Raw genomic sequence first — 3,219 nt, 5'->3', positions numbered from 1 at the left:
CAGTCCCGATGGAACTAACATCTAAACGCTTTCCGTATCTCCTTGTTAATCGTGCTGTCTTTAACAGCAGAGTACACCTGCGTCGTCTTGATGCTCTGATGCCCTAATATGTGCTGTATAATCGGAAGGCTCACACCCTTACTCAACAGCACGGTAGCGCACGTATGCCTTGCACAATGAAAGGTTATATGTCTGTGTATGTTGAATCGTTTGAGCACACGCTTCAGCACCAGATTGCAGCGAGCGTTACAAGGCAGCTGAAACAGTTTGCCTGTGGTGGTCTTGTTCTCTTGTACCATTGCAGCAGCCTTGCCTCCGAACATCTTGGATATAGGTATTCTCACCTCGTGGTCTGTCTTCTGCATTCGCATCACAACCCACTTGTTCCGATATATATTCTTAACGTGCTGCTTGGTAACGTTCACTATATCCGAGAAACGGAGACCAGAATAGACGCTGAACAGAAAACCTTTTATCACCTTCCCCTCCTCTTCTGTCAGGGCTTCCCTCGCCTCCTTCTCTTCAATCCGCTTCAGTTCTCTCTCTGTCAACGACTGCTTCTGTACATTCTCCGTCTTGATGTGATACTTGCGAAAAGGATATGCCGTCATCAGTTCCTCGTCGATAGCAAGATTAACGAACCTTCGAAATATCTTCATGAACTTAGCAATGGTGTTTACCGCATATCCGGCACCTTTCAGGAAGTTTTCAAAATCACAGATACACTTGTAATCAATCTGAGTAAAGGTCATATTCCTCTTGAATCGCCTTAGCACCGCCATCGTAGCCTTATGGTTCGCAATCGTCCCAACTGTATACGTCTCCTTATCTATTTCCTGCTCCATCCAATCAAGAAAAGAACTTTCCTCTTTATATTCTATCCTGGTCGGGTTATCCACCAATTTGTTGACATCACCAATATGCTTGATGACGTATTGCCCATCTACTTGTATCTGTATTAGTGCGTTATGCCCACGCAGCTGCATTGTTAAATATTGAATAAGCTCTTTGATGTTCATTTCTTTGAATTTTGAGGACAACCTGCTCAAAATTCAGTACCTTTGTAGTGTGTTAGCAGGCTGCAGGTGAAAAATAAAAAAGCCCCCAGCCTGTTAAAAAATCGTCTCACTTATTATTCAACCTAAACGCCGCAAGGGCGAGACCGGGGGCTGTATGCCTTCCGACCGTCCTTGCGGTTCGTTTTGGGTTGCGCTATGCGCTATAATAAGTGAGACATTGCAAAGATACTAAAATTTAGGATAATGAAGATAATTGAAGTACTGAAATTTAACCGTGAGCTGATAAAAAAGCTCAAAACAGCTGGTATACGCCTGGAAGATGAAGCGTATGTGGACCTGTATACTGATTATATGGCATTGATTGAACATGGCGAAAAAGTATCGTATATCGTGGCACATCTATCAGATAAGTACGCCATAAGTGAACGTAAAGTATATGACTTGATTAGACGCTTCCAAAGCGACTGCAAGACGCTTGCAGTATGACTTATTCTCGCTTTTCTCTTGGCTCAATAAATTTTGCGACCTTTGCCATACAAAACAAGTGAGACAATGAGAAAACAATATTTATCAGCACCGCTTCCGTTTCAGGGACAAAAACGGATGTTTGCCAAGGAGTATATTAAGGTGCTCCAGCAGTTCCCAGACAATACAACCTTCGTGGACCTGTTTGGCGGCAGCGGATTGCTGTCGCATATCGCCAAGTGCCAGAAGCCGGACTCCACCGTGGTGTATAACGATTTTGATGGATACAGGCTAAGGCTGGAACATATACCGCAGACTAACGAACTGCTCGCAGAACTTAGGGAAATCGTGCAGGGTACACCACGATACAAGCCTATCACTGGTGATGCACGCGAGAAAGTGTTTGAGTGCTTGCAAAAGTACCAGGATCGTTACGGCTATCTGGACTTCATTACCATATCCTCCTCTATTATGTTTTCAATGAAGTACCGCCTAAATATAGAGGAGATGCGTAAGGAGGCATTGTATAACACGATACGCAAGACTGACTATCCCTTATGCAGCGACTATTTGGACGGGCTGAACATCGTATCGGCAGACTACAAGCAGGTGTTCAATCAGTATAAGGATAAGCCTGGTGTGGTGTTTCTCGTTGATCCTCCGTATCTGAGCACGGAAGTGGGTACCTACAAAATGTACTGGAGGCTTGCCGATTACCTCGACGTGCCGACCGTTCTGGCAGGACATTCGTTTGTGTATTTTACAAGTAATAAGTCGTCTATATTGGAATTGTGCGATTGGATAGGCAGAAATAAAACCATAGGCAATCCATTCGAGAAATGCACGAAAGTAGAGTTCAATGCCCACATGAACTATAACGCTACCTACACGGACATGATGCTCTATAAAAAGGCTGGTTAAACACTGTTCAAATACTAATTAAATACTATTAAACTATGAACAAGTACCACGACATTTTAGAGAAGATTATGCGCACGGGTAAGATGCAGCATAACAAGAAAGGTAACATCAAGTGCCTGCTGAATGAGCAGCTTTCGTTGTCGCCAGCCGACCTGCTCGACATTTTCGAGAGTCACGACATTGCCCGCAAGAAACTGAAGAACGAACTACAGCTATTTATGCAGGGTGAGCGGCAGGTAGAGAAGTACCGAGAGGCTGGCATCAACTGGTGGGACTATTGCGGAAGTGTGTTGGTGAACAGTTACCCGACTTACTTTGAACAGTTACCGCCATTGATAGCAAAGATAAACCGTGAGAAACGCAATAGTAAAAACTATATATTGTTCCTTGGAGAGACCAATGCGGAGAGTAACCAAGCACCATGTCTGAGCCTTGTGCAGTTCCAAATAGACGAGGGGGTACTTGTGCTGTCAGCTTACCAGCGAAGCAGTGATGCAAACCTCGGTCTGCCGGCAGACATTTATCATCTTTATTTGATGTCACGGCAGATAGACCTTCCATTGAAATCTATAACGCTCAATCTCGCCAATGTTCACATCTATGAGAGCAATTTAGAGCGAACGAAAGAACTACTTGACGGAAACGAGAATGTGAAGTTTGAACTCAATGTATAGAAAAAGAGGTCGATTTGAAACCAATTATCAAATCGACCTCTTTTGTGCTGTGTGCGTTTTTATTTTATTACATTTCGTTTTGCTTGAAAAAATTACATTTCGTTTTATCGGACCACCACATTTCGTTTTGCCGGATTTAC

The 3,219-nt window shown here is 43.6% G+C and carries 4 protein-coding genes; 3 read left to right on the top strand and 1 reads right to left on the bottom strand.

Annotation, left to right across the window (positions count from 1 at the left end):
* Positions 1-14: 14 nt before the first annotated feature.
* Entirely contained in the window at positions 15-986 is a 972-nt protein-coding gene (locus tag HMPREF9141_RS12030; protein WP_257009615.1) for a tyrosine-type recombinase/integrase, read from the bottom strand.
* A 276-nt stretch (positions 987-1,262) separates the two neighbouring features.
* Here HMPREF9141_RS12030 and HMPREF9141_RS12025 point away from each other — a divergent pair, with 276 nt between their 5' ends.
* The 3 genes from HMPREF9141_RS12025 to HMPREF9141_RS12015 all read left to right on the top strand — a co-directional run bounded on the left by HMPREF9141_RS12025 (position 1,263) and on the right by HMPREF9141_RS12015 (position 3,079).
* The gene (locus HMPREF9141_RS12025) at positions 1,263-1,505 is read left to right on the top strand and encodes a hypothetical protein (RefSeq protein ID WP_007369046.1); all 243 of its coding nucleotides are present in this window, start codon (positions 1,263-1,265) and stop codon (positions 1,503-1,505) included.
* Between the two features lie 66 nt (positions 1,506-1,571).
* Positions 1,572-2,405: a DNA adenine methylase gene (locus tag HMPREF9141_RS12020; RefSeq protein ID WP_007369045.1), complete on the top strand. Its 834-nt coding sequence runs from the start codon at positions 1,572-1,574 to the stop codon at positions 2,403-2,405.
* A gap of 35 nt (positions 2,406-2,440) precedes the next feature.
* Complete coding sequence (locus HMPREF9141_RS12015; RefSeq protein ID WP_007369044.1) at positions 2,441-3,079, top strand: thymidylate synthase; 639 nt, start codon at positions 2,441-2,443, stop codon at positions 3,077-3,079.
* Positions 3,080-3,219: the final 140 nt, after the last annotated feature.

Origin of the sequence: Prevotella multiformis DSM 16608 (genome assembly GCF_000191065.1) — a bacterium.
Taxonomy (GTDB): Bacteria; Bacteroidota; Bacteroidia; order Bacteroidales; family Bacteroidaceae; genus Prevotella; species Prevotella multiformis.
This window is presented reverse-complemented; position numbering and strand designations above follow the sequence as displayed.